At 61.8% G+C, this 1,508-nt stretch carries 2 protein-coding genes; both read right to left on the bottom strand.

Annotated elements, in window-relative coordinates:
* Nucleotides 1–557: GDP-mannose 4,6-dehydratase (locus A9D60_RS03585; protein WP_141117806.1), on the bottom strand; the 557-nt coding region annotated here is incomplete at its 3' end.
* A gap of 17 nt (nucleotides 558–574) precedes the next feature.
* Nucleotides 575–1,508: sulfotransferase family protein (locus tag A9D60_RS03580; protein ID WP_141117805.1), on the bottom strand; the 934-nt coding region annotated here is incomplete at its 5' end.

Genomic DNA, 1,508 nt, shown 5'->3' with positions numbered 1-1,508 from the left:
TCATTGGGATGCATTCTGGGTCCGTAGGTGTTGAAGATGCGCGCCACTTTGACGTCCAGCCCGGTCTGCCGGTGATAATCGAAGAACAGCGTCTCCGCACAGCGCTTGCCCTCGTCGTAGCAGGACCGCGGGCCGATCGGATTGACATTGCCCCAGTAGTCTTCGCGCTGCGGGTTCACCTTGGGATCGCCGTAGACTTCGCTGGTGGAGGCCTGCAGGATCGGGCACTTGAGCCGCTTGGCCAGCCCCAGCAGGTTGATGGCGCCATGCACGCTGGTCTTCGTGGTCTGGATCGGGTCGTGCTGGTAGTGGACCGGCGAGGCCGGGCAGGCGAGATTGAAGATCGCGTCCACCTCGACATAGAGCGGGAAGGTGACGTCGTGGCGTATCAGCTCGAAATGGACGTTGTTCTTCAGGTGGTAGATGTTGGGTTTTGTTCCGGTGTAAAAATTGTCGACGCATAAGACGTCGGTGCCGTCCGCGATCAGCCGGTCGATCAAATGAGATCCGATAAAACCTGCGCCGCCTGTCACCAATACCTGTTTGTTAATACTCATTATGACTCCACGCCTGGTTACCTGAGTGAATCGTCTTTTGCCGGTTTCCGGCCAAATGCGCTGCGCAAGCGCAGCAGGGCCGGCTGCACAAGCCTGTCCCTGAGCCGGTTGGCCTGCAGCCGGGGCGACCGGCGCCTGAGCGGTTTCCGCTCCGCGCCTGCAGCGGTGCCTTGCGGATTGGCCAGATCTGCGCTGCTGTAGCCAAAGTGCCCGGCGATCTGCTGAACCGCCGGATCAAGTTGCAGCGTGTAGCTGCCGTCCTGTTTCCATTTCCCGGAGGATTTCGCATGGGTGCCGGAGCCGACCCGGGGGTCAGGCCCGATGCCGATGAACCGGCAGATTGCAGCAAAGCCTTCAGCGGGCTGCAGCACCAGATCCTCGTAGCGGACCCGCAGGAGCCTGCCTTCGGGCAGCATCTGTTCAAATGCCAGCAGATTGCGGCTGAGTTCGAGCCAGCCGTATTGCCGCTCGCCGGGATCGGTGCCGAAGAGCGCGGCGGCGGAATACAGCGTGCCGTGCGGGTTGCGGACCATTGTCACGATCTTCACGTCAAAACTGGTGGCCTGCATCCATTCCAGGATCAGGCTCAGGGCTGCCCAGTGGGCAATGAACTGCGGCGATTTTTCAAAGAACACCGGGCGCGCATAGGTGCGGCACAAGGCTTCCCAGCCCTCGAAGACCAGGGCCCGGGCGTCTTCCGGCGGCTGAAAATCCGGCACGCATCGCGCCAGCAGATCCACCATATAGGCGCGGGCATTCGCCGGGCKGCCATAGCCGCKGTATGCCTGTCCCGCGCTGAACAGCTGATCCGGGCGCCGCAGCAGCACCGCCGCCATCAGCCACCAATGGGTCTCCAGATTGGAATGCGGCGAATAGGGCACGGTCTGAACGGCGGGATGCCGGCAGATTTCGTCCTGAAACATCGTTGAGCCAGAACGCTTATCTGAGAGC

Source organism: Leisingera sp. JC1 (assembly GCF_001679925.1).
Lineage (GTDB): Bacteria > Pseudomonadota > Alphaproteobacteria > Rhodobacterales > Rhodobacteraceae > Leisingera.
The sequence above is the reverse complement of the archived record's forward strand: the minus strand, read 5'-3'. Positions and strand labels throughout refer to the sequence as shown.